The sequence below is a fragment of the Paenibacillus sp. FSL L8-0502 genome, from assembly GCF_038593055.1.
Taxonomy (GTDB): Bacteria; Bacillota; Bacilli; order Paenibacillales; family Paenibacillaceae; genus Paenibacillus; species Paenibacillus polymyxa_D.
In genome coordinates this window covers 5,443,929-5,463,844 of the sequence record NZ_CP151958.1, presented here as the reverse complement: position 1 = coordinate 5,463,844, position 19,916 = coordinate 5,443,929, and the positions used below count along the sequence as shown (strand labels likewise).

17 protein-coding genes and 1 pseudogene are annotated in these 19,916 nt (G+C 47.7%); 13 read left to right on the top strand and 5 right to left on the bottom strand.

What is annotated here, in order from left to right; genetic code table 11:
• The first annotated feature begins 37 nt into the window (after positions 1-37).
• Genes NSQ57_RS23925 through NSQ57_RS23915 form a run of 3 tightly spaced genes read left to right on the top strand, consistent with a single transcriptional unit; the run spans position 38 to position 2,977 of the window.
• Positions 38-1,270 carry an extracellular solute-binding protein gene (locus tag NSQ57_RS23925; RefSeq protein ID WP_029518674.1) on the top strand — a complete coding sequence of 411 codons (1,233 nt, stop codon included), beginning with the start codon at positions 38-40 and terminating at the stop codon, positions 1,268-1,270.
• 16 nt (positions 1,271-1,286) lie between these two features.
• Positions 1,287-2,153 carry a sugar ABC transporter permease gene (locus tag NSQ57_RS23920; RefSeq protein WP_016822711.1) on the top strand — a complete coding sequence of 289 codons (867 nt, stop codon included), beginning with the start codon at positions 1,287-1,289 and terminating at the stop codon, positions 2,151-2,153.
• Entirely contained in the window at positions 2,153-2,977 is an 825-nt protein-coding gene (locus NSQ57_RS23915) for a carbohydrate ABC transporter permease (protein ID WP_342425398.1), read from the top strand. Before NSQ57_RS23920 ends, NSQ57_RS23915 begins: the two co-directional genes overlap by 1 nt.
• A 108-nt stretch (positions 2,978-3,085) precedes the next feature.
• Here NSQ57_RS23915 and NSQ57_RS23910 read toward each other — a convergent pair whose 3' ends face one another.
• The 3 genes from NSQ57_RS23910 to NSQ57_RS23900 form a co-directional block, all read right to left on the bottom strand.
• Positions 3,086-4,771 (bottom strand): DUF4179 domain-containing protein, encoded by a 1,686-nt coding sequence (locus tag NSQ57_RS23910; RefSeq protein ID WP_069010992.1) that lies wholly within the window; start codon positions 4,769-4,771, stop codon positions 3,086-3,088.
• Positions 4,731-5,291, bottom strand: coding sequence for an RNA polymerase sigma factor (locus NSQ57_RS23905; protein ID WP_029518671.1), 561 nt, complete (start codon positions 5,289-5,291; stop codon positions 4,731-4,733). Before NSQ57_RS23905 ends, NSQ57_RS23910 begins: the two co-directional genes overlap by 41 nt.
• A 257-nt stretch (positions 5,292-5,548) precedes the next feature.
• Positions 5,549-6,556, bottom strand: coding sequence for an acryloyl-CoA reductase (locus tag NSQ57_RS23900; RefSeq protein ID WP_029518670.1), 1,008 nt, complete (start codon positions 6,554-6,556; stop codon positions 5,549-5,551).
• Positions 6,557-6,914: 358 nt separating this feature from the next.
• Here NSQ57_RS23900 and NSQ57_RS23895 point away from each other — a divergent pair, with 358 nt between their 5' ends.
• Together NSQ57_RS23895 and NSQ57_RS23890 are read left to right on the top strand one after the other, a co-directional pair.
• Positions 6,915-8,324, top strand: coding sequence for an MATE family efflux transporter (locus NSQ57_RS23895; protein ID WP_029518669.1), 1,410 nt, complete (start codon positions 6,915-6,917; stop codon positions 8,322-8,324).
• A 256-nt stretch (positions 8,325-8,580) separates the two neighbouring features.
• A complete protein-coding gene (locus tag NSQ57_RS23890; RefSeq protein WP_029518668.1) occupies positions 8,581-9,594 on the top strand; it encodes a LacI family DNA-binding transcriptional regulator in 1,014 nt (337 codons plus the stop codon).
• Between the two features lie 181 nt (positions 9,595-9,775).
• Here the strand turns inward: NSQ57_RS23890 and NSQ57_RS23885 are convergent, their stop codons facing one another.
• Positions 9,776-10,732 carry a sugar kinase gene (locus NSQ57_RS23885; protein WP_029518667.1) on the bottom strand — a complete coding sequence of 319 codons (957 nt, stop codon included), beginning with the start codon at positions 10,730-10,732 and terminating at the stop codon, positions 9,776-9,778.
• A 340-nt stretch (positions 10,733-11,072) separates the two neighbouring features.
• Here NSQ57_RS23885 and kduI point away from each other — a divergent pair, with 340 nt between their 5' ends.
• The 8 genes and pseudogenes from kduI to NSQ57_RS23845 all read left to right on the top strand — a co-directional run.
• Complete coding sequence (gene kduI / locus NSQ57_RS23880) at positions 11,073-11,903, top strand: 5-dehydro-4-deoxy-D-glucuronate isomerase (protein WP_029518666.1); 831 nt, start codon at positions 11,073-11,075, stop codon at positions 11,901-11,903.
• Positions 11,904-11,981: 78 nt separating this feature from the next.
• The gene (locus NSQ57_RS23875; protein WP_029518665.1) at positions 11,982-12,626 is read left to right on the top strand and encodes a bifunctional 2-keto-4-hydroxyglutarate aldolase/2-keto-3-deoxy-6-phosphogluconate aldolase; all 645 of its coding nucleotides are present in this window, start codon (positions 11,982-11,984) and stop codon (positions 12,624-12,626) included.
• Positions 12,627-12,675: 49 nt separating this feature from the next.
• A complete protein-coding gene (kduD, locus tag NSQ57_RS23870) occupies positions 12,676-13,452 on the top strand; it encodes a 2-dehydro-3-deoxy-D-gluconate 5-dehydrogenase KduD (protein WP_069010990.1) in 777 nt (258 codons plus the stop codon).
• Positions 13,453-13,699: 247 nt separating this feature from the next.
• On the top strand, positions 13,700-14,938 hold the full coding sequence (locus NSQ57_RS23865) for an MFS transporter (RefSeq protein WP_342425397.1): 1,239 nt from the start codon (positions 13,700-13,702) through the stop codon (positions 14,936-14,938).
• The gene (locus NSQ57_RS23860; RefSeq protein ID WP_342425396.1) at positions 14,919-16,070 is read left to right on the top strand and encodes a winged helix-turn-helix domain-containing protein; all 1,152 of its coding nucleotides are present in this window, start codon (positions 14,919-14,921) and stop codon (positions 16,068-16,070) included. Before NSQ57_RS23865 ends, NSQ57_RS23860 begins: the two co-directional genes overlap by 20 nt.
• A 92-nt stretch (positions 16,071-16,162) precedes the next feature.
• Entirely contained in the window at positions 16,163-17,524 is a 1,362-nt protein-coding gene (locus tag NSQ57_RS23855) for an MFS transporter (RefSeq protein WP_342425395.1), read from the top strand.
• 65 nt (positions 17,525-17,589) lie between these two features.
• Positions 17,590-18,177: a GNAT family protein gene (locus tag NSQ57_RS23850; RefSeq protein ID WP_185156348.1), complete on the top strand. Its 588-nt coding sequence runs from the start codon at positions 17,590-17,592 to the stop codon at positions 18,175-18,177.
• Positions 18,178-18,314: 137 nt separating this feature from the next.
• A pseudogene (locus NSQ57_RS23845) lies at positions 18,315-18,976 on the top strand (cation:proton antiporter); the annotation flags it as partial.
• A gap of 116 nt (positions 18,977-19,092) precedes the next feature.
• Here NSQ57_RS23845 and NSQ57_RS23840 read toward each other — a convergent pair.
• The gene (locus NSQ57_RS23840; protein WP_029518658.1) at positions 19,093-19,728 is read right to left on the bottom strand and encodes an NAD(P)-dependent oxidoreductase; all 636 of its coding nucleotides are present in this window, start codon (positions 19,726-19,728) and stop codon (positions 19,093-19,095) included.
• Positions 19,729-19,916 lie beyond the last annotated feature (188 nt).

The following is a 19,916-nucleotide window of genomic DNA, read 5'->3' as shown; positions in this document are numbered from 1 at the left end:
CTGCATAGATTGACATAGGGGAAAAGGAGGTATGAGCATGTGGAGTTGGGCCAAAAAGCTGTCTACACTGGCGGCGATCCTTTTGTTGGCTGTTTTTGTGAGCGCATGCAACAAGGGCGATGATTCAGGTAAGGTGAAAATTGAATTCTTTCAAAACAAGCCGGAGGCCAAGGGTTCATTCGATAAGCTAATCTCTCAATTCAATCAGGAACATCCCGGTATTGAAGTGACACAGGTCAATCCGCCAGAGGCAGAGACCGTGTTATTGACACGGGTTGTCAAAAACGATGTACCTGACATTGTGGGGCTTGGGGCCACCGATACCTACTCCATTTTGGCACAAAGCGGTATTTTTACGGATCTGGCGAATACAGAATTGCCACGTACGATTGATCCGATTTACCTCAAGATGCTTAAGGATGTGACCGGGGTCGATCCCGTGTATGGAATTCCTTATGCTGCGAATGCGAATGGTGTGATGTATAACAAAACGCTTTTTAAAGAAATGGGATTACAGGTGCCCAAAACATGGGATGAGCTGATTGCAACAGCGCAAAAGATCAAGGCTGCTGGCAAAATTCCTTTCTATTTTACATATAAAGATGATTGGCAAACGAACCTCCCCTTTAATGCGTTGGGTCCGAATCTGGTGGGCATTGATTTTTTCCTGCAACGGCGTGAGAATCAGGTCACCTTTCAGGGCAAGTACCGCGAGATTGCGGAAAAGCAGCTGGAGCTACTGAAATACGGACATAGTGATAATTTTGGCAAAAACTATGCTGACGGTAATCGTGCTTTCGCTAACGGGCAGGGACTGATGTACATTCAGGGCTCGTGGGCTATATCTGAAATTCGCAAAGCTAACCCGAAAGTGGAACTCGGATTTTTCCCGTTACCCACAGGGAATGACGCAAAGGCGGTCAAGCTGGTGTCTGGTATAGACACGCTATTGGCCGTTTCGGAAGGCACGCCGCATAAAAAGGAGGCGGAGGAGTTCCTTGCCTTCTTATTAAAACCGGAGAACAGCAAGCAATACATTACGGAACAAACGTTGTTTTCAGCGGTGAAGGGAGTCACGCAGGATGATCCGAGTGTGGCAGAGCTGCTGCCGTATTTTAAATCAGGCCGTGTCATTGATTTTGCCGATCATTATATTCCCAAAGCGGTCCAATTGAATTCTATTGTGCAGGCTTTCCTGCAAAACGGAGACATCGATGCCTATCTAGCCAAGCTCGACCGGGAGTGGAATAAGGTAGCTAACCGCCGATAAGAGAGGAGGAGGAGACATGAATAAGCGACTAACGACTTTTTACTGGATGACGGTGCCGGCGGTGCTATTGTTTTTTGTATTTTTGACCCTGCCTGCTTTGCAGGGATTTTATTATTCACTCACGAACTGGAACGGCTTTGGTCATCAGTACCACTTTGTCGGGTTTAAGAACTATATTAATTTGTTTCAAGACGACAATGTGGGCAATGCTTACTGGTTTACTTTCAAATTTGCGATTGTGGTTACCATTGCGATTAATATTCTCAGCTTGCTGATTGCCATGGGGCTGAACGCTAAAATACGTTTCCGTAATTTCTTTCGCGGGATTTATTTCTTACCTAATATTTTGAGCGTGTTGATCGTAGGTTACATATTCAATTACCTGTTCTCGAATGTATTTACGATCTGGGGACAGAACTTAGGCATCAGTTCATTATCGACAAACATCTTAGGCAGTGAGCAGTTGGCTTGGGTAGGAGTGGTCATCGTAGCCGTATGGCAGGGGATTGCCTTTAATACGATTCTCTATCTGGCTGGGCTGCAAACCATTCCGACAAGTCTGTATGAGGCGTCCAATTTGGACGGTGCGGGTAAATGGCGCGAATTCTGGAGCATTACCTTTCCATTAATTGCACCGTTTTTTACGATCAATATGGTATTGGCGATGAAAAATTCCCTGATGGTGTTCGATCAGATCGTGGCTTTGACGAATGGTGGGCCGGGACGGGCCACGCAGTCGATATCCCACCTGATATACACCGGGGGCTTTAGAGGTGGAGAATTCGCTTATCAGTCGGCTAACTCTGTTATTTACTTTATTGTGATTGCGATCATTTCCATCTTACAGCTTCGATTCCTCCAGAGAAGGGAGATGGATAACTGATGAAAACTAGTAGACGTACGAACTGGCCTGTGCTGCTTCTGGTAGCATTGGGGACAATATTCATTCTGTTTCCCCTCTATATGACGGTGACGATAGCCCTTAAAAATCCCGAGCAGATGGCACATTCCTCCTTTGCCTTTCCGACCGAACTGCATTGGGAAAATTTTAGTCGTGCAGTGGAAATGACCAATTTCTTCAGCGCTTTTCGGAACAGTGTGATGGTCACGACATCGACGGTTATACTCACTTTGCTAACCAATTCGATGGTTGCTTATGCCATTGCTCGTAATATGCAGCGGCGTTTCTTCAAGGGGTTATATTTTTATTTTGTGAGTGCCATGTTCATTCCGTTCCCCATCATCATGTTGCCGATTGTAAAACTGGCCTCGGGCCTTCATATGACTAATCTGTTGGGTCTCATTATGCTGCATACGGTGTATGGTTTGGCGTTTAATGTCTTCGTGTATGTCGGTTATATTCGCTCCATTCCGGTAGCGTTGGAAGAGGCAGCCACGGTAGATGGTGCGACGACATGGGGCACTTTTTGGCGCATTATATTCCCGCTGATGGCGCCGATTAGTGCTACGGTGGGGATTCTCACTTGTCTGTCCACATATAATGACTTTTTGCTGCCGCTCATTATTATCAGCGATGCGGAGCAATATACACTGCCGCTCGTACAGTATGTGTTCCAAGGACAGTTCAACACAGACTTCAATCTGGCTTTTGCCTCGTACCTGATGGCTTTGCTGCCGATGATTATCGTCTATCTGATTGCACAAAAATGGATTATCAATGGCGTTACGCAAGGTTCTGTGAAGTAGGGCAGGAGCCAATCGTTTTAGGCAGACCGTGCCTTACCAGGAAAATAAAAAGGGGCTCCCTATACCACGGTTCACACAGGTATAGAGGACCCTCTTTTTATAGCATTACTATTTAGATGCTTCGCTGTTGCTTGTCAGAGGCTGCAAGGATACGGTTGTCTCTGCTTCCGGGTCGTCCGTTGTATAGTAGAACATATAGATAGAAGCTTCCTTCCCTTTGAAGTTCTTGTAGACATCCACTGCCTTGTTATTGCCGTCTCCGGCAAAATTGGCTGTGATCGGCTTGCCAATGATCCGTTCTTTACCCAGGCTAATATGCGTCTGGTTAATCCCTCCAAAGTGAGCGTCCTCGCTTTCGGTTTCTACGAATAAGTCTGATTCCTGTTTGTAGTAAGTCCACTTCACAGGATAGCCACCGATTTGCGTCGTTAGTGTCTGCTTCTGGTCAGATATATCAGTTAAAAGCTGTGGTGTTTTGTCATCCGAATGGATCGTGACTTTATATTTGCCTGTAAAAGTAATAGGAGTGTCCTTGGTAATCACAAGATGGGACGGTCGTTCAAAACGGATCGTATTCAGATCGTGCTCCTGATCAGGTGAAGACCAACGGTTACCCTCTAACGTTGTGCCGTTCACAGAAAGAAAGTACTTTTGATAAGGTAACATGGCGAATTTCTCCTTGCTTCTGATCGTGACACGGATTTGTGTAGGTGTGACAATCATTTGTTCTAGCAAAACATTCCGATTGTCTTTTTCCAATGGGGTATTCAGCACGCTTTTAATCGTCCCGCTTTCCATCTTCTTCTTGCTTAGCTGCAGGTCGAATTTTATGGGTTCATGTATACTTTTCTCAGTTTGCGCATATTGCAGTTTGAAAGCAGTCTGTCCTTCCGGTATATCTGCTTTAGAAAAATACTGCTGGGCTGTATACTCCCCGTTATCTCCGGGTTTGCCAAAAGTCCCCCCAGGCTGCGACATCACGGGCTCACCGCCTTGGTAAGCAACGATTTGTGGATTGTCCCATTTCTTGGGTATGGAGGAATCGAAGGTGATTGCCGAGGACAGCATCAGCTTATCCTTCCCTTGTTGAAATACCTGTACCTTCATATCTTGTAAGCCGTTACGATCCAGCTTGAATGTCTGCATCTGAGGCGATGTGACATCGAGCGGCAATTCCAGTTCCTGAACGCTGGTGAGCTCTATATGATCTACGGTCAGCCGCATGTTCTCTGTTTCTTGCTGCGGTGTCCAGTCACTTTCAAAGTATCCGTTGTACCGTTGATTTTTCGGGTCCCATTGCTGAAAGTTATATTCCCCTGCACTGCTTTCCCCCGCAGCACCTTTTAGCGATACGCCTTTGACATTCCAAAACTCGTTCTCTGCCCGTTTTCCGACCTCCAAGCTGTACAGAATCACGGTCCGGTTCTCATCGACAATAGCGGTATGCAGCGTCAGCTTCACTCCGTCTCTGGTTACGGATTGCTCCAAGGGCTGTCCAAGGTCTTGATTTAGTGCCGTCTGAATGCCGCTTCTTCCGTGCAGCAGATTGCCCCAATTATAATGGATGGCGGCATAGACGGGAACGGCAACGAGAAGCGCACTCAGAGAGGCGGCGATAGCTATTTTGCGCCAATTTCTATGTCGGTGCGGAGTGAATGAATCGAAAGTGTCGGTTAGCGTAGGGGCAGTATGCCCTGTCTGTTCCATCCGGTTCCACATCTCATCGAAGTCAGGATAGGCCATTTCCGAATCATTATTTAACTTGCGCTTCAATGCCTTTTCTACGTTGTTCATAGTTCTCTCCTTCCATCTCGGGAATTTCTACACCTGCATCCCGCAGTATTTGCTCCAATAACTTTAGCCCTTTATGAGTCCTCGATTTGACGGTTCCCAGCGGAATTTCCAGCAGTTTTGATATTTCTGCCAGTGTGAAATCATGCATATAGCGGAGGGTCAGCACAGCGCGGATTTTGGCTGGAAGGCGATTCATATAAACGATCCATTCTTCTGTCGATTCGCGTTCTTCCACCAGCTTGTCTACAGGCTTACCTTCCGCCCCGCTAAATAAATAGGGATTAGCCGATACTTTCAAATGCAGGCTTTTCCGGCGTTTAAGGTAATTCAGACAATGATTGACCGTAATTTTCATAATCCAGGCTTTTAGTTGTTCGATCTGTTCACGATTGCTGCGAAACAGGGTGATAAACACTTCCTGCGTTAAATCCTCTGCATCCGATGCGTTATGTACCATGTAGTAGCAGGTTCGGTATACATCTCGTTGATACAAATCAAACAACTCTCGATTACTCTCCAATGATGTGCTCTCCTTTCTTGTGCAGTTTATCTATATAACAACTGAGGCCCTCATAAGGTTCATTTGGTTGCGAAAAGTAAACCGTCTGATTCGATATATTTTGTTTTTCTTCAAATGTATCACACGAAAAAAGAAGCCTGTAAATCTCAAAAGTTCAGATTTACAAGCTTCTTATGTTTTGCAAAGCTAGACTCTACGGAATGAATATTTCCTCACGCAAAACCAGGTTAACAGATAGATTGCCGATATCTTTCTGCTTAGTCAGCCAGTCGTACAAGCGTTCTTCCTTGCGAGCGGGCTGCAAGGATGTCTTCGAGCGCGCTGGGCAGGTCGGCCAATCCGACTTCGCGCTCAACGAGCTGCTCTAGCTGTTCCGGCTTCCATTCGCTGCCAAGTCGCTTCCAGATCGCTACACGGGTGTCGTATGGGCAGAAGACAGAGTCTATGCCCAGCAGACTTACGCCGCGCAAAATAAACGGCAGCACCGTCGTAGGCAGCTTGGTTCCTGCCGTCAGGCCGCTCACGGCAACGGAGCCGTTGTAGGCGATCTGGCTGAGCAGCGAAGCGAGCGGCTTTCCGCCTACAGGATCAACAGCCGCTTGCCAAAGCTGCTTGCTCAGCGGGCGGATGCTCTCCGCGCCGTCGTAGACCTCCTCGCGAGAAATAACCTCGGCTGCTCCGAGCGCCTTGAGGTAATCATGCGCATCGGCCTTGCCACTGCTGGCTACGACATGATAGCCTCTCTTGTTCAGCAAGGCAATAGCTGCCCCGCCTACGCCGCCCGTCGCTCCGGTGACAAGTACCTTCCCCTGCTCCGGAGTAACGCCGTTTTGCTCCAGCCGATATAACGACAGGGCCGCGGTGAATCCGGCTGTCCCGAAAATCATCGCCTCTCTCGGCGTGAGTCCGTCTGGAAGTGGAACCACCCAGTCCGCAGGCACGCGTGCATATTGGCTGAATCCTCCGAATTGAGACACACCCAGCCCGTATCCGGAAACGAGCACCGCTTGTCCTTCGCTAAAGCGGCTATCCTCCGAAGAGACGACGGTTCCTGAGCAATCTATGCCTGGTACGAACGGATAGGATTTGACGATATTGCCATCCTTGCGGGCAGCAAGCCCATCTTTATAGTTGATGCTGGAATAAGCGACACGAATCAATACTTCTCCAGCAGGTAAACTGCTAGCTTCCAGAGAACGCACCTCTGCTTGAACTTCACCGTCCTGCGTCTGATCGACGACAAGGGCTTGAAATGATTGAGTCATCTGTAAAAGCCTCCTTTATTACCTTTTAACCCTATGAATGTCCTATATATTCCCTCTTTAATTCGCGAATTATGCTTAGGAAGCGTACAACAATTTTCACAACCTGTCAGCGGCAATGCTCACAGGCTCGTATTCTATTATACTCTTTAGCTCATAATTGCGTCGATAAGCCCAGATTTGCCGGTATATTCTTGTAATATCCTGTTTCAATAAAGTTCGATAATCAATTATAAAGAGGGTGATAAATGAATTCTTACGCATTTTGCAAATCATTTTACGTAAACGGGATGTATTTTCAGAATGACTATGCTAACATACCTTTTGATTGTTAAATAAATCTATGAAGAAAGGTGAATGAATGACAACCAGAGCACTAAAAAATGGTTCGGTATTGTCCGAAGCCAAGGAACTGAATTTGTTCCGTTTGACATGGCCTATTTTCCTTGAATTATTCCTGTTTATGTTAATGGGAAGCGTCGATACATTCATGCTCAGCTCTGTATCTGATAATGCAGTGTCGGGTGTGGGCGCGTCCAATCAAATTATTTCAATCGCTATCCTTGTACTGGAGGTTATCGGCAACGGCGCTGCTATCGTCGTAGCTCAATATATCGGTTCTAAGAAACTAGTCGAAGCGGCCCAGGTTACAGGTACGGCCATTACGTTGAATTTGATGGTAGGTCTTTTGCTAAGCGTAATTTTTCTTGTGTTTGGTACGCATATGTTGCAATGGTTGAATGTCCAGGGGGACATTCTTACGTATGCGGAATCCTATATGAGCATCGTCGGGGGGGCTATTTTCCTTCAGGCATTGATTAACGCGCTGGCGGCGACCATTCGTACGCACGGTTTTACCAAAGAAACGATGTATGTATCGGTTTTTATGAACGTGATCCACGTGGTCGGCAACTATGTTTTGATTTTGGGGCATTGGGGAATGCCAGCACTCGGTGTAGAAGGTGCTGCTATTTCTACAGTAGGTAGCCGCTTTATTTGTCTCTTGATCTTCTTCTGGCTGATGTACCGGGTCACTGAGGTTCGTGTCGAGTGGAAATATTACGTTCACTTGTCCAAAAAGTTTATCTCTAAAATATTGCGTATTGGTGTACCATCCGCGCTGGAGTCTATCATGTATCAGTCGTGTCAGCTCATATTCACACTGTATGTGACCTATCTGGGCGCAGAAGCGATGGCGACACGTCAATATGCCAATAATATTTCGAGCTATATTTATTTGTTCAGTATGGCCGTCGGTATGGGAACGGCTATCGTAGTGGGAAGGCTCGTGGGAGCCAGAGAGAAGGATACGGCTTATAAACGTGTATTGAACAGTGTGAAATGGGCGCTACTCGTGACTGTGATTATTGATGCGGTGGTTATCTTTTTCCGTGTACCTTTGCTCGGTTTATTTACAGAGAACCCTGAAATCATTCGTTTGGGAGCGCAAGTCATTTTACTTAGCATTCTGCTAGAAACTGGCCGGACGACGAATATCGTCATTATTAACTCGTTGCGTGCTGCTGGAGATGCCAAGTTCCCGGTTTTTATGGGACTAATCTCTATGGTCTGTATGAGCTTGCCGCTGGGTTATCTGCTGGTGTTCAAGCTGGATATGGGGCTCGCCGGTGTGTGGCTGGCGATTGCTGCTGATGAATGGACTCGTGCTGTCATCATGTATGCCCGCTGGAAAAGCCGGTTATGGGAAAAGCATGCGCTGATCGAGCACGATACACCAGATCAGTCTGCAACGCCTGTTCCAGCACACTGATCCGAGTAGTATTTAGGGCCAACTGGAACCTAGCTTTTCGATAGAGTTGTATACGTGGAGGCAGTTCAAGAGAACATCTTGAACTGCCTCTTTTGCTGCCGGGAGAACCATCCTTTTATACAGTGGCACGATAGGCAATTTTGAAGTTCAACTTATATCATAATGGCTTTCATAAATAGAAGTCTGGTAAATTTACTAAAAAAAAGATATACTTTTGTTGCACTAACGCAGTACATGAAAGACAAGGAGTGTACCGATGAAGAAGCCGACGATTGAAGATGTTGCCCAGAAGGCAGGAGTGTCTAAAAGCACTGTCTCGCAATTTCTGAACAAACGATATAAATATATGAGCGACCAGACAAGGGACCGGATTGCCGAGGTTATTCAAGAGCTGAATTATCAGCCTAACGGGCTGGCCCGCAGCTTGAAGCAGAACCGGACGTTTATGGTGGGAGTCATTGTAGCCAACATTGATTATACGCTGTCGATCCAGTCTATCCGTGCGATTGAGGAGGAATTGCAGCTTTTCGGCATTCAGGTGATCATTTGCAACGCCGATGAAAACCCCGACAAGGAAGGCCAGTATATTGAGATGCTCAAGGCCCGTCAAGTGGACGGCTTAATTATCTTCCCGACAGGAAAGCATGCAGACATTTACAACCAGCTCATTCGTGAAAAGTATCCATTGGTGTTTTTGGACCGCTTGGTGGACGGTGTCAATACACGTAGCCTGCTGCTGGATAACGAAATGGCGATTAAGCTGGCGATTCAGGAACTTGTGGCTCACAAGCATGAGCGAATTGCGCTGATTACCTTGCCCCTTGGCTTGAATCGGATTACTCCACGAGTGGAGCGGCTCAGCGGATACAAGAAGGCGTTGGAAGAGCATGGTATGCCATTTCGAGAAGAATATATGCACAGCGTGCCGAGAGAAGAAATCCAGCAGACGCTGAAGGAGCTGTTCCAACTGCCTGAGCCGCCGACTGCGCTGTTGGCCGGGAATGATATCGTGTTGGCTGAGGTGTTGAAGTATGTGAATGCCCGACGTATACGCATTCCGGCAGAGCTGTCCATTATCGGAATTGACGATGCGGAGTTTGCCCATATTTACAATCCGCCGATTACGACCATTACGCAACCGATTGCGGATATGGGGAAGCAGGCGGCAAAAACGCTGCTGTCCAGTATTGAGGAAGGCGGCGAATCGGTTCCGATTATTTACCGATTTGTGCCGGATATCAATCGGGGAGAATCCGTCAAAACGCTGTAGACGAGCATCATGTCTTATATTATAAAATAGCCCGTATTCCTTTGTACGACCTGAGTATGCATATGCTGCTCAGGTCACACAAATGCGAATACGGGCTATTGGAAGTTAAGCCGACTTTGGATGCGGCCTTTGTTGAGCTTGCGCTCATAGTAGTGAAGGTTACGCGGGGGATGATCCCGGACTAATTTGTGCTGGCGCTGAGCAAAAAAGATTCCAGTTCGGCTCGCGTCGGATAGCCATCCATGTCTCCGGCTGACATGACAGCCAGCGCACCAAGTGCATTACCGCGTTTGACTGCCTCTGCCAGGGGCAAGCCTTCCAGTAGCGCGCTGATAACACCTGCGGCAAATCCGTCACCCGCACCGACGGTATCCACGACTTGATCTACGCGGAAGCGTTTGACATATCCCTCAGCATCTGCGGATTTGTAATATGCGCCTTCGGTTCCCAGCTTGATGATGACCAGTGAGGTACCACGGTCAAGGTAGAACGAAGCAATATCCTCGGGCGAAGTATAGCCCGTCAATATTTTACCTTCATGAATCCCCGGTAGAAGCCAGTCGCATCCCTCAGATGCTTCGTTAATCGCCTCCACCATCGTTTGTGTGTCAGGCCATAATTTGGGTCTTAGGTTAGGGTCGAAGGATACAGTTTTGCCTGCCTTCTTCATGAATTGCCGCGCATGTCGTGCGAATTCGCGGCATTCAGCGGAGAGGGCAACGGAAATACCTGTAAAATGCAGATGGCGAGCCCCGGCAAAGTAAGCTTCGTTAAAATCAGCGATGCTCAGTGTGGAAGCGGCGGAATGCTTGCGGAAGTATTCCACCTCGGGGTCCCCACTTATAACTTTGGATTTAATCAGCATCCCGGTAGAGTGGTCTTTGGTAAACATGACATTCTGGGTGTCGATTCCTTCCTGACGTAGCGCATCGGCAATGAACTTGCCGAACGTATCCTCGCCGAGTTTGGTTACGAGTCCGGCTCGTAGCCCCAAACGCGACAAACCTGCCGAAACATTCGTCTCTGCCCCGGCCAACGCTTTGGTGAATGAACGCACCTCATCCAGAGAGCCTGCTTCATTGGCGTAAAACATGGCCATCGGTTCTCCGAAGGTAACAGCATCCAATGTTGCGGTCATTTGAATTCCTCCTTGTGTTTAGTAAACTTAATCTGTAAGCGCATGCACCAACTGAATAAATTGAAATTATCACATAAATCGGTTTTTCACAATGATGAAGTTGATATATTTGCTAAAAACTTTTTGGATAATATAGATAAAAAAATGTGGTTTTGTTTATCAAAAGGTAAAAAACGTGTGAAACTTCGTGTGTATTAAGGGTTTTTCTAGGAAAATCGAAGTTTTAGGTTGACACCCCCTTAGATAATTATTACAATTCTAGCTAAGAAGTAGAGTTAGAAACCGCTTTTATAACAATTCCGTTGATAAAAAAGTTTATCTAAACAGGAGGAATGTTTTTATGGAAATGCGTTATTCAACTCATCCCGAACATGCCAAACATTTTACGACTGAAGAGTTGCGTCAGCACTATCTAATCCAGGAACTGTTTGTACCTGAGGAGGTAAAGCTGGTCTATACGCATGAAGATCGTGTCATTATCGGGGGCATTTATCCCGTGAATAAATCTGTTGCACTGGAAGGTAACGATCAAATCAAAGCGGAAACTTTCCTGGAGCGCCGCGAACTGGGCATTTTTAATGTTGGGGGTAGCGGTACGGTCAAGGTGGACGGTGAAACTTACGAGCTGGCCACAAAAGACTGTCTCTACGTAGGTAAAGGTGGCAAGGAGTTGATCTTTGAAAGCGATTCCAGTGGAAAGCCTGCGAAATTTTATATCGTTTCGGCCCTGGCTCATACCACGTATCCGACGACGAAACAGTCTTTTGCCGATGTACCGTCTGAAAGTCTGGGTTCGCAGGAAACAGCTAACAACCGTACGTTGCGTCGCTTTATCCATGATGAAGGCATTCAAAGTTGCCAATTGGTTATGGGGATGACGACGTTGGAAAACGGCAGTGTATGGAACTCTATGCCGACACATGTTCATGACCGTCGGATGGAAGTATATTTCTACTTTGAACTGGATGAGAACGCAAGAATGTTCCACCTGATGGGTGAACCGAACGAAACGCGCCATCTGGTAATGAAAAATGATGAAGCCGTTATTTCTCCACCTTGGTCTATCCACTGTGGTGCGGCTACGGGCAGCTATACCTTCATTTGGGGCATGGCCGGTGAAAATAAAACATACAAAGACATGGATCAGGTTGCCATGAGCGAGTTGCGTTAATCCGATTAGTGTATTGGAGCGTAAACCTGCAAGCGGCTGAGGTACATGGTCATCCCATTCGTGGAAAGGATCAGGAACATGACGAAAAAGAAAGTTTTGGAACATATCACTTCGGTAGGTGTCGTCGCAGTCATTCGAGGAAACACGGCGGAGGAAGCGTATCTCATGTCTAAAGCCTGCATTGAAGGCGGCTTGGATAATATTGAGCTTACATTTACGACGCCAGATGCGGATCAGGTCATTCGAAGATTGAAAGATGAATTTAAGGATCGGGCAGTGATTGGTGCAGGAACGGTACTGGAATCACTGACGGCGAGAATTGCTATTCTGGCCGGAGCAGAGTTTGTCGTGAGTCCTTCTTTTGAAGAAGAAACAGCGAAGCTATGCAATTTGTACGCGATTCCTTATATGCCTGGCTGTATGACGCTGAATGAGATCAAGGAAGCCATGAAATTGGGTAGCGATGTCGTGAAGTTGTTCCCAGGCAGTGCAATGGGGGCGGACTTTGTGAAGGCCGTTAGAGGTCCAATGCCTCATGTACAGATTATGCCAACGGGTGGTGTTGATCTGGATAATATGGAAACCTGGCTGCGTAACGGATGTGTAGCTGTGGGAATTGGGGGTAATTTGACGGCTCCAGCCAAGGAAGGTCGCTACGACTTGATCACAGAAAATGCAGCACGTTATGTAGCTAAATATAAAGAAGTACGCGCAGCGCTGTAGGCTTCAGGAAATATAGGTTTTTATACTAATTTGTGATGGAGGCGTAGACATGGGTCTGGACCATTTTTCATTGGATTTTTTCAGTCTAAAAGGTAAAACGGCGATTGTAACAGGAGGCAACACTGGTTTGGGTCAAGGGTATTCCGTAGCTTTGGCCAAAGCGGGTGCAGACCTGTTCATTGTAGCTAACAATGATGAGTATGAAGAAACAAGACGTTTGCTGGAGCCAACGGGTGTGAAGGTTGCCTTTTATCAGGCAGATCTGACAGAGAAAGAATCCATTAAAAAAATTGTAGAAGAATGCGTCAATGAATTCGGTAAAATTGATATCCTTGTAAACAATGCAGGTACGATTCGTCGCGCCCCTCTGCTGGAGTATAAAGATGAGGATTGGGACGCTGTCATGGAGATTAACCTGAATGCCGTATATCATCTGAGCCAGGAAGTGGCAAAGGTGATGGTAGAGCAAAAAAGCGGGAAGATTATCAATGTCGCTTCTATGCTTGCTTTTCAGGGCGGCAAATTCGTTCCGCCGTATACAGCGAGCAAGCATGCGGTAGCTGGTTTGACCAAGGCATTTGCGAACGAGCTGGCAGTTCATAACGTTCAGATTAATGCGATTGCGCCGGGTTATATTGCTACGGCAAATACAGCTCCAATCCGTGCGGATGAAAATCGCAATCAAGAAATCCTGTCGCGTATTCCTGCGGGTCGTTGGGGCGATCCGTCTGATTTGATGGGAGTTGTGGTTTTCCTCGCCAGTCAGGGTTCCGACTATATGAACGGTCATATCTTGGCGGTGGACGGCGGCTGGCTGGTACGTTAAGCAGCGCTGGTCGCATCGAAGTTTATGAACTGGAAGCTGCCTCAAAAGGAAACGATCCTTTCAGGCAGCTTTTATTTTTTCAATGAAGCTATATGCTGAACTTGAAGACTTGGGGCGCTGTGTCGATCCGTCCTATGCATATGGCACGAATGCCTTTATAATTTAATGAGATAAAAATTGCTAGGCTCCAGCCGTACACTTGGTTGGAGCCTTTGAGCATAACACAGATAGATTGGAGAATGGAGAGATGAGTTCACAGCAACACCAACGAGCTTTGGTATACAAATCTTTGTGGCATGCCGGTCCTTGGGTGCTTGCCGTAGGGATCATTCTGGTAGGTGCCAATCTGCGCGCCTCGATTACCTCGGTAGGACCTCTTATCGGTTTGATTAAGGATTCTTTGCATATTTCGAATACACTGAGTGGCCTATTAGCGACATTGCCGCTGCTGGCTTTTGCCCTGTTGTCGCCTTTTGTAGCCAAACTGTCGCGCCGCTTCGGATCGCCTCTTATTATTTTTGCAGCTTTGCTGCTGTTGACCGCAGGTATTGTAGTGCGCTCAACGTTAGGGGTTACTGCATTATTTGTCGGGACTGCTATGCTGGGACTAGCTATTGCCGTCTGTAATGTGTTGCTGCCCAGTCTGATCAAAGAGGAGTTTCCTCGCAACAGCGGACTGATGACCGGTGTATATTCAGTATCTATGAACGTGGTCGCTGCAACAGCATCCGGGCTGAGTATACCGCTGGCTCTGAACGGAGGTATGGGATGGCGAGGTGCTTTGGGAATATGGGGGATTGTAGGTGTCGTAGGGATTTTACTCTGGGTGCCACAACTCCTTAAGGCAGGAAAAACGGCTAATAAAGCGGCGGTGTCTGCCCGAACCGTGAATGTATATACATCGTCTTTGGCTTGGAAGGTGACGCTGTTTATGGGGCTGCAATCTGCCTTGTTCTATGTTCCTGCCGCTTGGTTTCCCGAAATGATGAGCGGACAGGGAATGGATTCAGAGACTGCGGGCTGGATGCTGTCTGTGATGCAGTTTGCGCAAATGCCATTTACTTTTATTGTGCCTATTTGGGCGGCGCGAGTGAAGGATCAGCGGGTATTGGTTCTGATTATGGCTGCGCTGTATTTTATCGGTCTGGGTGGATTTCTGCTTGGGGCTACACAGTGGAGCGTGATTTGGGTCATATGTATCGGTATAGCGGGTGGTTTTGCTTTCCCGTTAGTGATGATGTTCTTCAATTTGCGGACGCGGACACCGCAGCAGGCAGCAGAGTTGTCGGGTATGGCGCAATCCTTTGGGTATTTGCTGGCAGCGACCGGGCCGACACTGTTCGGTTATTTGCATGATGCGACACAAGGCTGGACCATTCCGCTGTTGCTGCTTTTGTGCCTGAGTGTTCTGCTTATGTTTATAGGGCTGGGTGCAGCCAAGAAACGATATGTCGGAGGCGAGGTGGATGATCAGGCTACAATTTGATGCAGATGGCTACAGTGTGGTTTGTAATGCAGATCGTGTTATGTTGTTGGCTAAAGAATTTGCGCTGTTGCGCTTTCTGTACGATAACCGGAACCAGGTGTTCACCCGTGAACAACTGCTGGATCGGGTGTGGCCGCTGGAGTATCCGGTGGAGCGTACGGTAGATGATCATATCTACAGATTGCGCAAAAAACTTAAGTCATGGGATGGTCTCCGTATTCATACGGTCAGAGGGTATGGCTACAGCTTGACCTTGACTGACGTGCAGCCACAGAATCATCCGTCCTTGCACGATCAGGAGGTGCAAGACGCCGTACATGGACTATTCCGCAAATACCAGCTGTTGGGGCAGGGAAATTCCATCGTAGCGCTGGCTGCCCAGCAGGAGCAGATGGGTTTTGAATTGTCTGTCTTTTATCAAATGTATACCCGTTTTGTACAGGCGGATGTGCCTTGGTTCTTGGAACGGGAGGACTTTGCTCCCGCAGATCGATTGTATTGGATGCTACTGCTATATATGTGCACAGCAGGGGTGACGGATGAGGGGCTTGTCCTATGTGAGCGTGCGCTTTCCAGTGGATTGCTATCTGAAGCGCAGGAGCGGGAATTGCGTATTCTCAACATTCTGGAGGCTTATGTAGAGAACGGACAACCTGAACACGCCCAGGAAGGTCTGCCACTGACCATGATGGTCATGGAACGGGATAATCTCGATAATTTTGTGATGCCTGTTGCGCTGATGGAGATGTATATGCATCTGGTTGCCAATCATATGGAAAAGGCTGCCGAACTGTCTGATCGTCTGGAATGCATGCTGTCGGAGGTCCCGTTTTTGCGCGAGCTGGGCCGTTATCGCATGATGCGCGGGCTTATGCTGTTGCGTACTGGAGATGTGGATAACGCCGAGCGGCTCATGGATGAGGGATTGGATACCCTTGATATGGCTAAACAGGAATTACTAAAAATCAAAGCGGTATGTCAAATTCGCTCGTTCCTGAAGCTTTGCGGTTCCTATCCAGCGCTGGAAGAGAAGTATGCCGCTCAATATGATCAGCTTGACCGGGACAACAGTTTAACACTGCATCGTTCGGCGCTAAGGCGCTGGCTGGAGCAGACAATCTCAATGGCCTGATTTTTTAGCTGTCTGACTTTCCTCTGATATAGACCCGCTAGAATGTTCTTATTGCTAAAAAAAGCTGAAAATGAGAGCAGGGTGAGTAGATAATGAAGGAAAAGAAAGAACTGCAATCCGCGCGTAGCATTTGGCGCAATGGCCGTTTTCGGCGGATGTTTGCGGCACACACGGCTGCTTCCTTTGGCGATTGGTTTGATGCTATCGCCATTCAGGTGCTTGTTGCCTACCGCTGGGAAGCTGACCCTATGCTGATTGCGCTGATTCCGGTAGTGATGGCGCTACCGGGTCTGCTGCTCGGTTCTATCGCGGGCACGTTAGCTGACCGGGTACACAAGGCCCGGCTGATGATCGTCTGCGATGCAGCTATTGCCTTATTGACGCTGGCCATTCTCGCCGTCCCAGGTCCGGTGTGGCTGCTGCCTTTGCTCGGTCTACGCGCGGCGGCTGGCGTATTTCAAATGCCTTCACAGCAAGGCTTGACCCGCACGGTAGTCGCCAGCGACGACCTGTTTCGGGCGACCTCGCTGAATGGGTTGGTCAATCAGGCCTCCAAAGTGGCAGGGCCATTACTGGGCGCTATGACCTTGACTGTGTTGTCTCCCCAGGCATGCATTATTCTCAATGCATTGCTGCGCCTCTGTTCCGGACTGCTGCTGTGGCCGCTGCGCGGAATCGGTCCGGCGCTGGTCAGCGCAGACCAACAAGCTGTTGCAGCCGAGCAGCAAGGAAAGTCGGCTACGCATACAGCGCCTGAGGCTGATGAAGTCCAAATGCGGGAGGAGCATGTTCGCGCATCTCGTTTTTTCAACCAATGGCGTGAGGGCTGGGCGTTCTTATGGCGCAGTCGAATGCTTTTGCATACGCTCATATTCGGACTTTTCGGCTTAATCGCCATTCTCATGATCGACTACCAGTTCCCTACATTGCTGCGAGTGCTCGCTCCGGGTAATGAATCGCTGCTTGGCTGGCTGGTTTCAGCCATTGGTGCTGGCGCCGTCGGTTGCATGCTTGCGCTTAATCGCTTGAATCGCATAAGCGCAGGCTGGGGGCTCGGTGGTGGATATGTGCTGGTTGGCGGAGCAATTGCTGCTTTAGGCTGGGCGCAGCCCGGAACAGGATGGCCAGTCCTACTTATGATCGGGGCTGTGCTGGGCGTGGGCAATGGCCTGTACATTATCACCCAGAACTATATATTACAAGCCAAAACCCCTGCCGATATGGTAGGACGCGTCTTCGGTATCCAAAGTACCGTGATTGGAGCAATCATGGTCGTTTCGCCGCTTGCCGGGGGAGTATTGATCCGAATAGCAGGGGCGGGAACGGCTTTTGTCTGGATCGGGATGACTGTTGGAATCTTGGGCTTGGCAGGCCTGCTGCTTCAATCCGTAATTTGGCGCGAGTCCCTCGCTGATTCTAGCCTGACTACGGAGCAAAATGCAGACCCTGCGTAGTCGAACTTGCGCAATAATTTGCTTTGATTTTCGTCATTCATATTTTTAGCAGGGGAGAGATCATGATGACTCAACAAACTTCAGCCTCAGAGCCTGTGGCACGGTTACTTGAAGGATCACGGGTGTACTTGCGTCCCGTTAACGTAGAGGACACCGAGCTATACTATAATACATTGTTCCATCAGGATGTGCGGAGGCTGACAGGCACACAACGAAGCTTTACCAAGGATCAAATTGCCCGTTATATTGAAGCTAAAGGACAGGATGCCTCAAGCTTGTTGCTGTTGATTGCGCTTCGCGAAGATGATCGTGTCATTGGGGATATAGCCCTGCAGGATATGGACAGCCTGAACCGCAGTGCCAACATCCGTATTGCGATCAATGAGCAGGGAAATCAGGGGAAAGGTTACGGCACTGAAGCGCTTGTACTCATGCTGGGTTACGGATTCGGTATCTGTAATCTGCATCGGATTGAGCTGAATGTATTTGATTTTAATGAACGTGCCATTCGTTGCTATGAAAAAGTAGGCTTTCAGCGCGAAGGTGTGCAGCGGGATGCTTTATTCTACAATTATGAATACCATGATTCGATCCTGATGAGTATGCTGGACCACGAATACCGCAACCGCTATGTGAAAAAAGCAGACAATTGATTCAACACGTTTACACGGGTTTGCAGAAGAGATAAAATTGCTTGTTTGCGCAAATATGACAGACAACATCAAATGAATATATGAATTTACTGAAGGAGCCTGTCACCAAGGCTCCTTTATGTCTTTTTTAGGGGAACCTGCTGCTGATGTTCATTGCTGGACTGGAGACGGATCTGGATCAACTTCGACGTAATTGGAAGCCTGCGGTAGCTGTGGCGGTTGGAGGCATTATTTTACCGCTAATTTGTGGTTTTGGTGTAGGGAAGCCTTTGGATTCTCGGTGCATGAAGGCTGGTTTCTAGGAATTTGGGTGCGCAGTGCTGGATGATGTGCTTGTCGTGGTGCTGCTAGCGGTAGTAATGAATATATTCGGTATGGGTGGAGAAACTTCGCTGGGACTTCTTGTTGGCAAAAGGCTAGTTTTCTTCGTCGTAGCTACGGATTAAATGTTTCCTTTGAGGGAGTAGGGCAGCAGCTCGGATTTGTTGTTGTTTTGACACTGATTGCGCTGGTGACGAAGTTAGTGGGAGGAGGCCTCGGCGCGCGGCTGACGGGCTTCAATAACCGTTCTTCTCTTGCGATTGGCTCCGGTATGATATCACGTGGCGAGGTCGCACTTATTATTGCAGCTACCGGTCTACAGTCGGGTCTGTTGGCACAGCAATATTTTATATCCGTGATCATTGCCGTCATTTTGACAACGTTGGCTGCACCTCCAATTCTCAAGCTGTGTTTTAGCGATAAGAGGGAGACTTCCGCTCACGATACAGAAAAGAAGGCCAGCATTGATAAGTTGTAATGAGAGTATCAACAGGTCATAACAAAAAGACCCTTCGGGTTCAGTTTCTCATAGTGTGCATGGAAACATGGGCGAAGGGTCTTTTTTATGCTAAATGTGCTGCAAGAATAGAGAAATTAGGACTCGGACACCACTGTGAAGCGTTGGTTCAGATGTTGTGGTTTTTCGATTTCGTCCACTACGGCAACTGCATAATCTTCGTAACTGACATAGCTTGCACCTTTGGAATTAACCAACAGTGTGTCTTTTCCTACTTGGTAAGAGCCTGTACGTTTACCCAGTGCAAATTCCGCAGAAGGGCTAATAAAGGTCCAGTTCAGGTCGCTGGTACCACGCAAAATTTCCAGGTTTTTTCCTTGGTTGTTGGCTGTTGGATATACGAAATCAGGGAAGCCAGGAGCGTCTTTTACCAAAAGTGTTTGGGATTCATCAGTGAACAAGCTGCCTGCACCACCTACGACAATCAGGCGAGTACCGGATACATTACGCAGGGCTTCGATCAGTACGTTACCTGCATCGACATGCAGATGCTCTTGTCCGAGTGGAGCGGCAAATGCATTAACAACTACGTCAAAACCTTTCAGATCATCTGTTTTCAGATCAAAAACGTCTTTTTGTACCACAGTAGCACGACTTTCTGTTACTTTGGACGAGTCACGGACGATGGCGGTTACTTCATGCCCTCTGTCTAATGCTTCTTTTACGATATTATTTCCTGCTTTACCGGTTGCACCAATAACTGCAATTTTCATAATAGATAGCCTCCTATAAATATGATGTGGATGATTCATTCGTTTGATCGTAAGTGTACTCAGTGCATTTACGAACTTTAATATGTAACTATTATAGTTACAATATAAAATAAAAGTCAAGCTCTTCTGTTGGGCAAACTAAAGTCCTCCGATTGGAAAGAGAGGAACTCGTTTAAATATATAAGGTA